Below are 12,507 nucleotides of genomic sequence, written 5' to 3' on the forward strand. Positions count from 1 at the left end.
GCCCTCGCGCGTCGGGAACCGACGGGACGGCGGCCGTGGCCTGCCTGACAGGGGGCGCGGGCCGCACCCCCAGGGGCGCGGGGAACTGCGCGACCAGCCCCCACGCACCCGCACCCGGCACATCACCGAAACCCCGCCCCCGTAGCCGCCTTGACCGCGTGACCGCGCGACCGCCGGAGGCCTACGCGCCGGTCGGGTCCTCGCCCCGGTCCAGGGCCTTCCAGATGTCCTCGGGGCGGTCGGGGTCGATGGCGGGTGCCTGGCGGCGCGGACGGGGGGCGCCGGAGCGCTCGTAGCGGCCGGACATCGCGGGCCACTGGCGTCCGTAGCGCAGGGCGAGCAGGCCGGCCAGGAGGAGCAGGGCACCGCCGGCGGCCGCGACGTACGGCCAGGCGGTGTGGGAGAGCGCGTCGACGGTGGCCGAGGTGTCGCCGGAGGCCTTCGCCGCCTGCTCGTCGAGCGCGGAGCTGTCGTCGACACCGAGGAGGGCCGCGGCGATGATGCCGGCGCCGGAGAGCGCGAGCAGGGCGGCCACCAGGAAGCGGCCGGCCCGGCGGACGGCGAAGACGGCGACGAGCGCGGCGAGGCCCACTATGGCCAGGGACGCGGGCACGCCCGTCACGTCGCTGCCCGTGGCGGTCAGCGGGAAGCTGCCGCCGGCCACGGTCGCGGTGCCCTGCGACCACTGCTGGCGGGTAGCGAGCAACGCCACGGCCGCGCCGAGCGCCCCGCTGAGCAGGGCGACGGCAAGACTCCGGCGGCCGGCCCGGGCGGGTTCTGCGGCTTCGGAACGGGGGTGAGGTACGGGAGTCACGTCCTCCACTATCGCCTGAACCACGGGCGAATCGTCACCCGGGGTTCAGTGATAAGCGCCCTATTTGACGAGCCGGTTGGCCGTGTGGACCGCGCGCAGGACCGCCGCCGCCTTGTTGCGGCACTCCTGGTCCTCGGCGACCGGGTCGGAGTCCGCGACGATGCCGGCGCCCGCCTGGACGTATGCCGTGCCGCCCCGCAGCAGGGCCGTACGGATGGCGATGGCGGTGTCGGAGTCGCCGGCGAAGTCCAGATAGCCCACGCAGCCGCCGTACAGGCCGCGCCGGGACGGTTCCAGTTCGTCGATGATCTGCATGGCGCGGGGCTTGGGGGCTCCGGAGAGGGTGCCCGCCGGGAAGCAGGCCGTCAGGACGTCGAAGGCCGTGCGGCCCGTGGCGACCTTGCCGGTGACCGTCGAGACGATGTGCATGACGTGCGAGTACCGCTCGACGGACATGAAGTCGACGACCTCGACCGAGCCCGGCTCGCAGACCCGTCCGAGGTCGTTGCGCCCCAGGTCGACCAGCATGAGGTGCTCGGCGCGCTCCTTCGGGTCGGCGAGCAGCTCGTCGGCGAGGGCCTGGTCCTCCTGCGGGGTGGCCCCGCGGTGCCGGGTGCCGGCGATGGGGTGGACCATGGCCTGCCCGTCCTCGACCTTGACGAGGGCCTCGGGGGACGAGCCGACGACGTCGAAGCCGTCGAAGCGGAACAGGTACATGTACGGGGAGGGGTTCGTCGCCCGCAGTACCCGGTACACGTCCAACGCGCTCGCCGTGCACGGTGTTTCGAAGCGCTGCGACGGTACGACCTGGAAGGCCTCGCCCGCGCGGATGCGCTCCTTGACGTCCTCGACGGCCTCCTGGAATTCGGGGCCGCCCCACAGGGCCGTGTACTCGGGGAGTTCGGAGGGGGGCAGGACGGCCGGGGGCTGGGCGACCGCCCGCGACAGGTCCGCCTCCATGGCGTCCAGGCGGGCCACCGCGTCCGCGTGGGCCTCGTCGACGCCGGTGTCGAGGTCGTTGTGGTTGATCGCGTTGGCGATCAGCAGGACCGAGCCCTCCCAGTGGTCCATCACGGCGAGGTCGCTGGTGAGGAGCATGGTCAGCTCGGGCAGCTTGAGGTCGTCGCGCTCGCCGGGGCCGATCTTCTCCAGGCGGCGCACGATGTCGTAGCCGAGGTAGCCGACCATGCCGCCGGTGAAGGGCGGCAGGCCCTCCTGGTGGGGGGTGTGCAGGGCCTCGATGGTGGCGCGCAGGGCGACGAGGGGGTCGCCGTCCGCGGGGACGCCGACGGGCGGGGTGCCGAGCCAGTGGGCCTGCCCGTCGCGCGCGGTGAGGGTCGCGGCGGAGCGGACGCCGACGAACGAGTAACGGGACCACGAGCGGCCGTTCTCCGCGGACTCCAGCAGGAAGGTGCCGGGGCGCTCGGCGGCGAGCTTGCGGTAGAGCCCGACCGGGGTGTCGCCGTCGGCGAGGAGCTTGCGGGTGACGGGGATGACACGGCGGTCGGTGGCCAGCTTGCGGAAGGTCTCGAGGTCCATGGCGGCTGACCCTACTGATCCGCGGCCGGGACGCCGGAACCGGCGTCCTTGACCAGCACGTCGGCGTCGAAGCAGGTGCGCGCGCCGGTGTGGCAGGCGGCGCCGACCTGGTCGACCTTGACCAGCACGGTGTCCGCGTCGCAGTCCAGGGCCACCGACTTGACCCACTGGAAGTGGCCGGAGGTGTCGCCCTTGACCCAGTACTCCCGGCGGCTGCGCGACCAGTAGGTGCATCGGCCGGTGGTGAGCGTGCGGTGCAGCGCCTCGTCGTCCATCCAGCCGAGCATCAGCACCTCCCCGGTGTCGTACTGCTGGGCGATGGCGGGCAGGAGCCCGTCGGCGCTGCGCTTGAGACGCGCGGCGATGTCGGGGTCGAGCCCGCTGGGCTGGCGGGGCGTGCTGCTGGTCATGGTGCCATTGTGCCGCCCGCCACTGACAGTCACCGGGGGGTGTCCACTGTGCGGACCGGACGGACGGCCGTAGGCTGACTGTCATGTCGACTTTCGCCAAGCGTGAACGACTTCTCCTGGCCGACCTGTTGGAGGCCGCGGGCCCTGAGGCCCCGACCCTGTGCGAGGGCTGGCTGACCCGTGACCTGGCCGCGCACGTGGTGGTGCGCGAGCGCCGCCCCGACGCCGCCGGCGGCATACTGATCAAGCAGCTCGAACCACGCCTGGAGAAGGTGATGGACGAGTTCGCGGCCAAGCCGTACGAGGAACTGATCCAGCTCATCCGGACCGGCCCGCCCCGGTTCTCGCCCTTCTCCCTCAAGCAGATCGACGAGGCGTCCAACACCATCGAGTTCTACGTCCACACCGAGGACGTCCGCCGCGCCCAGCCCGACTGGTCCCCGCGCGAACTCGACAAGGTCTTCCAGGACGCCCTGTGGTCCCGCCTGGAGCGCACCGCCCGTCTGATGGGCCGCGGCGTCGCGACGGGCCTGGTGCTGCGCCGCCCGGACGGCCAGACCGCCGTCGCCCACCGCGGCACGCCGGTCGTGACGGTGACCGGCGAGCCGTCGGAGCTGCTGCTGTTCCTCTACGGCCGCCAGGACGCGGTCCACGTCGAGCTGGACGGCGACAAGGAGGCGATCGACAAGCTGCACGGGTCGAAGCAGCTCGGTATCTGAAGTCCCGCTCAGCGGGGCGGTTGGCGCCTGTCCCGTTCAGTTGGGCGGTTGCGCGCGCCTGTCCCGTTCAGCCGGGCAGTTGCGCGCGCCGCAGGTCGCGGACGCACAGCGCGACGACCCCGCCGAGCCCGCAGACCACGGCGCTGACGACGAAGACCGGACCGGTCCCCCAGACGCCGATGGCCGCGGCGCACAGCGGCATGCTCAGCGGGGCGAAGCCGAGGCTCACCAGGCCGGAGACGGCGGTGACACGGCCCAGGTAGGCGGGGTCGGCCTGGGTCTGCAGCAGGGCGCCGCACATGACGCCGCTGAGCCCCGCGAGCAGGCCGATGAGCAGGGCCACCCCGACGGCCGCGAGGACCCCCGGGACGAAGGCGAGGGCGCCGATGGCGACCGAGCCCGCGAGGAGGGCGTACGCCGCGACCTGCCCGGCGTGCGGCAGGCGCCCGCGCACGGTCAGCAGGAGGGAGGCGCCGCCCGCGCCGGTGCCGAACCCGGCGAGCACCCAGCCCATGCCGGAGGCGCCCCAGCCGCGCTCGTCGGCGAGCAGGGTCAGGCCGACGTTGAGGGGGCCGACGAAGCCGAGGTCGCCGAGGGCGATGGCCACCATCAGCGGGGCCAGCACGCGGTGTCGGCGTATGTAGCGCAGTCCGGCCACCAGGTCGCGCCAGGCGGTGCCACCGCGGGCGGCCGCCTTGTCGTCCGGGGGCAGTTCCCGCAGCCGTACGCAGAGCAGCAGCGGCACCGACACCGCGATCAGCAGGCCCGCCAGCCCGAAGGCCGCCGCCGCACCGCCCGCCGCCACCGCGAGACCGCCGAGCGGGGCGCCGACGATGCTCGCGAATCTGATCGCGAGGCCCCGCATACCTTGCACGCGCGCGAGCTGATCGCGGCTCGTCACGCGCGCGGGGAGGGCGCCCACCGCGGGAACGAACACGGCGTCGACGGTGCCGAAGACCAGGGCGAGCAGGGCCAGCGGCCACAGTCCGGGGCTGGTGAAGAACAGCAGCGCGGCCACCGCGAACCCGGCCGCGCAGCGCACCGCGTCACTGCCGATGACGACCCTGCGCGGCCCGAACCGGTCGGCGATCACTCCCCCGCCCAGCATCAGCAGGGCCCGCGGCACCGCGCTCACCGCCATGACCACTCCGGCCTGGGCGGGCGTCCCGGCCTGTACGGCGGCCCAGGACAGGGCGATGTAGTACACGCTGTCGCCGACCATCGAGGAGGTGTAGGCGGCGAGCCAGCGCAGAACGTTGCCGTCACGGTGGGCCGGTCTGCCGGTGCCGACGGCCGGGGCGGTGAGTGAGGCGCTCACGGTGGGTGCCTTTCAGGCGCGGAACGGGAAGGCGTACAGGGGCGGGGCGACGTGCTCGCGCAGGTCCTTCTTCGGCTCCGCTTCGGTTCGGCCAAGAAGAAAGCCCCGGCGGCCTCGAAAGGCAGCCGGGGCTCGAGCCGAACGTCACCTCACCGGATGCCCCGACTCCCGTAGTGCGTCCTTCACCTGCCCGATCCGCAGATCGCCGAAGTGGAAGACGGACGCCGCGAGCACCGCGTTCGCGCCCGCCGCGACGGCCGGCGCGAAGTCGGCCAGCTTGCCCGCGCCGCCGGAGGCGATCACCGGAACCGTCACGTGCTTGCGGACGGCGGCGATCATCTCCAGGTCGTAGCCGTCCTTCGTCCCGTCCGCGTCCATCGAGTTGAGCAGGATCTCCCCCGCGCCCAGCTCGGCGGCCCGGTGCGCCCACTCGACCGCGTCGATGCCGGTGCCCTTGCGGCCGCCGTGGGTGGTGACCTCGAAGGAGCCCGACTCGGTGCGCCGCGCGTCCACCGACAGGACGAGCACCTGCCGGCCGAACCGCTCGGCGATCTCGCGGATGAGGTCGGGGCGGGCGATCGCGGCGGTGTTGACGCCCACCTTGTCGGCGCCCGCCCGCAGCAGCTTGTCCACGTCCTCGGCCGCACGGACGCCGCCGCCGACCGTCAGCGGGATGAACACCTGCTCGGCGGTGCGGCGCACCACGTCGTACGTCGTCTCGCGGTTGCCCGACGAGGCGGTGATGTCCAGGAACGTCAGCTCGTCGGCGCCCTCGGCGTCGTACACCTTGGCCATCTCGACGGGGTCGCCCGCGTCGCGCAGGTTCTGGAAGTTGACGCCCTTGACGACCCGGCCGTTGTCCACGTCCAGGCAGGGGATGACTCGGACGGCCAGGGTCATGACTTGTCTGCTCCTCGGTACGCCTCCACCTCGACCTCGACCACCAGACTGGGGTCCACGAAGCCGGAGACGATGATCATGGATGCGGCGGGCCGGACGGAGTCGAACAGCTCCTTGTGAGCGCGTCCGACGTCGTCGACGTCCCGGGCGTGAGTGAGGTACATGCGCGTCCGCACGACGTCCTCGCGGCCCAGACCCAGTTCCCCCAGCGCCGCGAACGCGACGTCGAAGGCGTTGACCGTCTGCTCGTACGGGTCGCCCCCGGCGATCTCGCCGTCCACGATGGACGTGCAGCCGGAGACCAGCACCAGGCCGTTCGGGAGTTCCACCGCCCGGGAGTACCCGAAGGTCTCCTCCCAGGGCGCGCCGGTCGTCACGCGTCGAAGGTCGCTCACCGGGCCACCGCCTCCAGGGCCTCTTCGAGGGTGAACGCCTTCGCGTACAGGGCCTTCCCGACGATGGCGCCCTCGACACCGAGGGGTACCAGCTCGGCGATGGCCCGCAGGTCGTCCAGCGACGACACACCGCCGGAGGCCACGACGGGCCGGTCGGTCGCCGCGCACACCTTGCGCAGCAGTTCCAGGTTGGGGCCCTGCAACGTGCCGTCCTTGGCGATGTCCGTCACCACGTACCGCGCGCAGCCCTCCTTGTCGAGGCGCTCCAGCGTCTCGTAGAGGTCGCCCCCGTCGCTGGTCCAGCCGCGTCCGCGCAATGTCGTGCCGCGTACGTCGAGCCCCACGGCGATCTTGTCGCCGTGCTCGGCGATGACCTTGGCGACCCAGTCCGGGGTCTCCAGGGCGGCCGTGCCGAGATTGACCCGGGTGCAGCCGGTGGCCAGGGCGGCGGCGAGGGCGGCGTCGTCGCGGATGCCCCCGGAGAGCTCCACCTTGATGTCCATCGCCTTGGCGATCTCGCCGATCACGGCCCGGTTGTCGCCGGTGCCGAACGCCGCGTCCAGGTCGACCAGGTGCAGCCACTCGGCGCCCGAGTGCTGCCAGGCGAGGGCGGCCTGCAGCGGGGAGCCGTACGAGGTCTCCGAGCCGGACTCGCCGTGGACGAGCCGGACCGCCTGGCCGTCACGGACGTCGACGGCGGGGAGGAGTTCGAGCCGTCCTGAGGGGTTCGAGGACATCAGAGGGTTCCGATCCAGTTGGTCAGCAGCTGCGCTCCGGCGTCGCCGGACTTCTCGGGGTGGAACTGCGTGGCCCACAGGGCGCCGTTCTCCACGGCGGCCACGAAGGGCTTGCCGTGGGTCGACCAGGTGACCTTGGGGGCGCGGATGGCCGCGTTGTGCGTCTCCAGGCTCCAGTCGTGGACGGCGTAGGAGTGCACGAAGTAGAAGCGCGCGTCGGCGTCCAGGCCCGCGAAGAGCTGCGAGTCGGCCGGCGCGTCGACGGTGTTCCAGCCCATGTGGGGCACGATCTCGGCCTGCAGCGGTTCGACCGAGCCGGGCCACTCGTCGAGGCCCTCGCTCTGGACGCCGTGCTCGATGCCGCGCGCGAAGAGGATCTGCATGCCGACGCAGATGCCCATCACGGGGCGCCCGCCGGACAGCCGGCGGTCGACGATCCAGTCGCCGCGTGCTTCCTTCAGGCCCTTCATACAGGCGGCGAAGGCGCCGACGCCCGGCACCAGCAGGCCGTCCGCGTTCATGGCCTTGTCGTAGTCGCGTGTTATCTCGACGTCGGCTCCCGCGCGCGCGAGAGCACGCTCGGCGGAACGGACGTTGCCGAAGCCGTAGTCGAAGACGACCACTTTCTTCGATCCGGTGCTCAATTCCACACCTCCAGCCTCATGACGCCCGCGACGAGGCACATCGCGGCGCCGATCGAGAGCAGCACGATGAGGCTCTTCGGCATCTGCTGCTTGACGAAGGAGTAGATCCCGCCGGCCAGGAAGAGGCCGACGACGATCAGGATGGTCGACAGGCCGGTCACAGCGCGCCCTTCGTGGACGGGAGGATGCCGGCCGCGCGCGGGTCACGCTCGGACGCGTACCGCAGCGCCCGGGCCAGTGCCTTGAACTGGCACTCCACGATGTGGTGCGCGTTGCGTCCGTAGGGCACGTGCACGTGCAGGGCGATCTGCGCCTGGGCGACGAAGGACTCCAGGATGTGCCGGGTCATCGTGGTGTCGTACTCACCGATCATCGGCGCCATCTTCTCGGGCTCGGTGTGCACGAGGTACGGGCGGCCGGACAGGTCGACGGTCACCTGGGCGAGCGACTCGTCCAGCGGGACCGTGCAGTTGCCGAAGCGGTAGATGCCCACCTTGTCACCGAGCGCCTGCTTGAAGGCGGCGCCCAGCGCGAGGGCGCTGTCCTCGATGGTGTGGTGCGAGTCGATGTGCAGGTCGCCCTCGGTCTTCACGGTCAGGTCGAACAGACCGTGCCGGCCGAGCTGGTCGAGCATGTGGTCGTAGAAACCGACGCCTGTCGACACATCGACCTTGCCGGACCCGTCGAGATCGATCTCGACGAGGACAGAGGTCTCCTTGGTCACCCGTTCCACACGTCCAACGCGGCTCATGCGCTCTGCTCCTTCTTCAACTCACGGACCGCGTCGAGGAACGCGTCGTTTTCGGCGGGGGTTCCCGCGGTGACCCGCAACCATCCCGGCACACCGTTGTCCCGGACCAGGACGCCCCGGTCGAGGATCTGTCGCCACACGGCGTGGGCGTCGTCGAACCGGCCGAACTGCACGAAGTTGGCGTCCGACGCCGTCACCTCGTAGCCGATCGCCAGCAGTTCGGAGACCAGCCGGTCCCGCTCGGCCTTCAACTGCTCGACGTACCCGAGCAGGGTGTCGGTGTGCTCCAGGGCGGCCAGCGCGGTCGCCTGCGTGATCGCGGACAGGTGGTACGGCAGCCGTACGAGCTGGACGGCGTCCACGACCGCCGGGTGCGCGGCGAGATAGCCGAGGCGCAGCCCCGCCGCGCCGAAGGCCTTGGACATCGTCCGCGAGACGACGAGGTTCGGCCTGCCCTCGATGAGCGGCAGCAGCGAGGCGCCGTGGCTGAACTCGATGTAGGCCTCGTCGACCACGACCATCGAGGGCCCCGCCGCCTGCGCGGCCTCGTACAGGGCGAGGACCGTCTCGCGCGGGACGGCGGTTCCGGTGGGGTTGTTGGGGGTGGTGACGAAGACGACGTCCGGCCGGTGCTCGGCGATCGCCTTCTCGGCGGCGGCGAGGTCGATCGTGAAGTCCTCGCCCCGTGGGCCGGAGATCCAGCCCGTGCCGGTGCCGCGCGCGATGAGTCCGTGCATCGAGTACGACGGCTCGAAGCCGATCGCCGTACGGCCTGGTCCGCCGAAGGTCTGCAGCAGCTGCTGGATGACCTCGTTGGAGCCGTTGGCGGCCCAGAGGTTGGCGACGCCGACCTCGTGCCCGGCGGTGTCGGTGAGGTACTTGGCGAGCTGGGTGCGCAGCTCCACCGCGTCCCGGTCCGGGTAGCGGTTGAGGTTGCGGGCCGCCTCGCGCACCCGCTCGGCGATCCGCTCGACCAGCGGCTCGGGCAGCGGATAGGGGTTCTCGTTGGTGTTCAGCCGTACGGGGACGTCCAACTGGGGGGCGCCATAAGGGGACTTGCCGCGCAGCTCGTCCCGTACGGGGAGATCGTCGATTCCAAAACTCACTTGCTCGCCGGTACCTTCCATCCGAACCGCGCCTTGATCGCCGCGCCGTGCGCGGGCAGGTCCTCCGCCTCCGCGAGCGTCACCACGTGGTGCGCCACGTCGGCCAGCGCGTCCTTCGTGTAGTCGACGATGTGGATGCCGCGCAGGAAGGACTGGACGGACAGGCCCGAGGAGTGGCAGGCGCAGCCGCCGGTGGGCAGGACGTGGTTGGACCCGGCCGCGTAGTCGCCGAGCGAGACCGGCGCCCAGGGGCCGATGAAGATCGCGCCGGCGTTGCGCACGCGGTCGGCGACGTCCGAGGCCTGAGCGGTCTGGATCTCCAGGTGCTCGGCGCCGTACGCGTCGACGACCCTGAGCCCTTCCTCCACGCCGTCGACGAGAACGATCGCGGACTGCCTGCCGGCGAGGGCGGGCACGATCCGGTCCTCGATGTGCTTGCTGGCCGCGACCTGCGGCTCCAGCTCCTTCGCCACCGCGTCCGCGAGCTCCACGGAGTCGGTGACCAGCACGGCGGCGGCCAGCGGGTCGTGCTCGGCCTGGCTGATCAGGTCGGAGGCGACGTGCACCGGGTCGGCCGTGTCGTCCGCGAGGATCGCGATCTCGGTCGGGCCGGCCTCGGCGTCGATGCCGATCTTGCCGGTGAAGTAGCGCTTGGCGGCGGCGACCCAGATGTTGCCGGGGCCGGTGACCATGTTGGCGGGCGGGCAGGACTCGGTGCCGTACGCGAACATCGCGACGGCGGTCGCACCGCCGGCCGCGTACACCTCGTCGATGCCGAGCAGCGCGCACGCGGCGAGGATCGTCGGGTGCGGCAGGCCGTCGAAGTCGGCCTGCGCCGGGGAGGCGAGGGCGATCGACTCGACGCCGGCCTCCTGCGCGGGCACCACGTTCATGATCACGGAGGACGGGTAGACGGACCGCCCGCCGGGCGCGTAGAGACCGACGCGATCGACCGGCACCCACTTCTCGGTCACCGAACCGCCGGGCACGACCTGGGTCGTGTGCGTCGTACGGCGCTGCTCGCGGTGGACGAGACGGGCGCGGCGGATGGACTCCTCCAGGGCCGCGCGCACGGCCGGGTCCAGCTCAGCGAGGGCCCCGGTCAGCGCCTCGGCCGGAACCCGTACGGACTCCAGGCGCACCCCGTCGAACTTCTCGGCGAAGTCGATCAGCGCCGCGTCGCCCCGATGATGCACGGCCTCGCAGATCGGACGCACCTTCTCCAGGGCGGCCGAGACGTCGAAGTCGGCTCGGGGCAGCAGGTCGCGCAGGGCGGGGCCTTCGGGAAGGGCGTCGCCGCGCAGATCGATTCGGGAGATCACGTCGTCAATTCTCTCAGACCGGGATCGGGCGTCGTTCGCGCGTATCAATGGCTGATACAGACCGGGGCGGAACCCGGGAGATCCCCTTCACGTCTGGTGTTCCGGGCGTCACACAACGGGCATGAACAGTTGTACGAACCCACGAGTAGATGAGGGGGATGGAAGCCACGTGACCGAAGGGGCCGGCATCCGGGACGGAGACCTGCCGGACGATCTGACCGCCGCCGAGGCCGGGATGTGGCAGGCGTTCCGCAACGGCAGTGTGTACGACCTGAGCAGCGGCGACACCGTCGTCGACGATCCGCACGGCGGGCACCCCTGGGGGCCCGAGCGGACCGTGCGGGCGCGGATCGTGTGCTGGCTGCTCCTGGACGGACCGCCCGCGCTCGCGGGCCGCGTGTCGTCCCTGAAGCTCGTCGGGGTGCAGATCAGCGACAGCCTGGACCTCGCGGGCGGCACGGTGGTGCCGTACGTCGAGCTGCGCGGCTGCCGGTTCGAGCGGGACGTCCTGCTGCCCGAGGCCCACTTCACGACCCTGCGGATGGTGGACTGCTCGGTGCCGCGCCTGGAGGCGGCCCGGGTGCACACCGAGGGCGATCTGCATCTGCCGCGCTGTCGTTTCCAGAACGGCATCCGGCTCACCGACGCGCAGATCGGCACGGATCTGATGCTCAACCAGGCGATCGTGCACCGCGACCGCAGCGGCCGCTCGATCGCCGCGGACGGCCTCACCGTCGGCCAGGACCTCCAGGCCGAGCTCCTGGAGTCGCACGGCGAGCTGAGCCTGCGCAGCGCGAAGATCGGTGTCTCGCTGAGCCTGCGCGGTGCCCGGCTGGTCAACCCCTACTCGCGGCTCGCCCTGAACGCCCCCCAGCTGACCGTGGAGCGCTCGCTGTACCTGACCCCGGCGGGCGTCGGCAGCGTCCTGCTCAGCGGCGCGACGCCCGCGCGCGGGACGCGCATCCAGCGGTTCGCCTGCCAGGGCGGGCTGCGCCTCGACGACGGGCGGTTCGGGGACGCGGTCGACCTGGAGCGGGCCCGGTTCACCCTCACCGACGAGCAGGAGCTGTCACTGCGCCGCGTGCAGACGCCCGAGCTGCGCTTCCTCGGGGAGCGTCCGACGCGGGGCACGGTCGTGCTGTCGGGGGCGCGGGTGGTCAACCTGATGGACCGGGCCGACGCGTGGCCGGGCCCTGGCCGGCTGCACATGGGCGGCTTCAGCTACGAGAACCTGGTGCCGCGCGGCCCGTTCCCGCTGAACGAACGGCTGGAGTGGCTGGCCGCGGCGACCGCCGAGTACAACCCGGAGCCGTACGAACGACTCGCCGCCGTACTGCGGACCGGCGGCGAGGACGAGGACGCCCGCGAGGTGCTGCTGGCCAAGCAGCGCCGCCGCCGCGAGAGCCTGCCGATCGCCGCCAAGCTGTGGGGGTACGTGCAGGACGGGACGGTCGCCTACGGGTACCGGCCGGGCCGGGCCGCCGTGTGGATGGCGGTGCTGTGGGCGGCGAGTTCGGTGGCCTTCGCGCACGCCGGCCATCCGCCGATCAGGCGCGGCGAGCACCCGCAGTGGAATCCGGCCCTGTTCGCCCTCGACCTGCTGCTGCCGGTGATCGACCTGGGCCAGGCCGGATCCTGGCAGCTGCGGGGCGGCTGGCAGTGGCTGGCCGCCGCGATCATCCTGCTGGGCTGGATCCTGGCGACGACGGTGGCGGCGGGGGCCACGCGGCTGCTGCGGCGCGGTTAGCGGGGCTGGTGGGGCTAGTGGGGCAGAAGTTGTTGAACGGTCACCCTTTTACCTGTCCTTGACCTTGGCGCGTACAACTTTCCGCGAGTTGCCCGTTCGCACTGG

The 12,507-nt window shown here is 72.0% G+C and carries 14 protein-coding genes; 2 read left to right on the forward strand and 12 right to left on the reverse strand.

What is annotated here, in order from left to right; genetic code table 11:
• Positions 1-181: 181 nt before the first annotated feature.
• Genes ACWBNA_RS40495 through hisI form a run of 3 tightly spaced genes read right to left on the reverse strand, consistent with a single transcriptional unit; the run spans position 182 to position 2,763 of the window.
• Positions 182-823: a TIGR02234 family membrane protein gene (locus ACWBNA_RS40495; protein WP_482709625.1), complete on the reverse strand. Its 642-nt coding sequence runs from the start codon at positions 821-823 to the stop codon at positions 182-184.
• 51 nt (positions 824-874) lie between these two features.
• Positions 875-2,353: an anthranilate synthase component I gene (locus tag ACWBNA_RS40500; protein WP_482709572.1), complete on the reverse strand. Its 1,479-nt coding sequence runs from the start codon at positions 2,351-2,353 to the stop codon at positions 875-877.
• Positions 2,354-2,364: 11 nt separating this feature from the next.
• A complete protein-coding gene (gene hisI / locus ACWBNA_RS40505; RefSeq protein WP_482709573.1) occupies positions 2,365-2,763 on the reverse strand; it encodes a phosphoribosyl-AMP cyclohydrolase in 399 nt (132 codons plus the stop codon).
• 83 nt (positions 2,764-2,846) lie between these two features.
• On the opposite strand from hisI, the gene ACWBNA_RS40510 reads away from it, so the two are divergent.
• The gene (locus ACWBNA_RS40510; RefSeq protein ID WP_482709574.1) at positions 2,847-3,482 is read left to right on the forward strand and encodes a TIGR03085 family metal-binding protein; all 636 of its coding nucleotides are present in this window, start codon (positions 2,847-2,849) and stop codon (positions 3,480-3,482) included.
• 67 nt (positions 3,483-3,549) lie between these two features.
• Here the strand turns inward: ACWBNA_RS40510 and ACWBNA_RS40515 are convergent, their stop codons facing one another.
• From ACWBNA_RS40515 to hisD, 9 genes are all read right to left on the reverse strand, one after another.
• Positions 3,550-4,800, reverse strand: a complete 1,251-nt coding sequence (locus ACWBNA_RS40515) for an MFS transporter (RefSeq protein ID WP_482709575.1) — start codon at positions 4,798-4,800, stop codon at positions 3,550-3,552.
• 144 nt (positions 4,801-4,944) lie between these two features.
• Entirely contained in the window at positions 4,945-5,700 is a 756-nt protein-coding gene (gene hisF / locus ACWBNA_RS40520) for an imidazole glycerol phosphate synthase subunit HisF (RefSeq protein WP_482709576.1), read from the reverse strand.
• Positions 5,697-6,095 carry a RidA family protein gene (locus tag ACWBNA_RS40525; RefSeq protein WP_482709577.1) on the reverse strand — a complete coding sequence of 133 codons (399 nt, stop codon included), beginning with the start codon at positions 6,093-6,095 and terminating at the stop codon, positions 5,697-5,699. Before ACWBNA_RS40525 ends, hisF begins: the two co-directional genes overlap by 4 nt.
• Positions 6,092-6,832 carry a bifunctional 1-(5-phosphoribosyl)-5-((5-phosphoribosylamino)methylideneamino)imidazole-4-carboxamide isomerase/phosphoribosylanthranilate isomerase PriA gene (gene priA / locus ACWBNA_RS40530; RefSeq protein WP_482709578.1) on the reverse strand — a complete coding sequence of 247 codons (741 nt, stop codon included), beginning with the start codon at positions 6,830-6,832 and terminating at the stop codon, positions 6,092-6,094. Before priA ends, ACWBNA_RS40525 begins: the two co-directional genes overlap by 4 nt.
• Positions 6,832-7,482, reverse strand: a complete 651-nt coding sequence (hisH, locus tag ACWBNA_RS40535) for an imidazole glycerol phosphate synthase subunit HisH (RefSeq protein ID WP_482709579.1) — start codon at positions 7,480-7,482, stop codon at positions 6,832-6,834. Before hisH ends, priA begins: the two co-directional genes overlap by 1 nt.
• Positions 7,473-7,637: a hypothetical protein gene (locus tag ACWBNA_RS40540; protein ID WP_482709581.1), complete on the reverse strand. Its 165-nt coding sequence runs from the start codon at positions 7,635-7,637 to the stop codon at positions 7,473-7,475. The genes hisH and ACWBNA_RS40540 overlap by 10 nt, the downstream gene beginning before the upstream one ends.
• Positions 7,634-8,227 carry an imidazoleglycerol-phosphate dehydratase HisB gene (gene hisB / locus ACWBNA_RS40545; protein ID WP_046261880.1) on the reverse strand — a complete coding sequence of 198 codons (594 nt, stop codon included), beginning with the start codon at positions 8,225-8,227 and terminating at the stop codon, positions 7,634-7,636. Before hisB ends, ACWBNA_RS40540 begins: the two co-directional genes overlap by 4 nt.
• Positions 8,224-9,333 (reverse strand): histidinol-phosphate transaminase, encoded by a 1,110-nt coding sequence (locus ACWBNA_RS40550; protein WP_482709582.1) that lies wholly within the window; start codon positions 9,331-9,333, stop codon positions 8,224-8,226. The genes hisB and ACWBNA_RS40550 overlap by 4 nt, the downstream gene beginning before the upstream one ends.
• Positions 9,330-10,655: a histidinol dehydrogenase gene (gene hisD, locus ACWBNA_RS40555; protein WP_482709584.1), complete on the reverse strand. Its 1,326-nt coding sequence runs from the start codon at positions 10,653-10,655 to the stop codon at positions 9,330-9,332. Before hisD ends, ACWBNA_RS40550 begins: the two co-directional genes overlap by 4 nt.
• Positions 10,656-10,824: 169 nt before the next feature.
• Here hisD and ACWBNA_RS40560 point away from each other — a divergent pair, with 169 nt between their 5' ends.
• On the forward strand, positions 10,825-12,402 hold the full coding sequence (locus ACWBNA_RS40560; RefSeq protein ID WP_482709585.1) for an oxidoreductase: 1,578 nt from the start codon (positions 10,825-10,827) through the stop codon (positions 12,400-12,402).
• Positions 12,403-12,507: the final 105 nt, after the last annotated feature.

This window comes from Streptomyces sp. Q2, assembly GCF_056820935.1.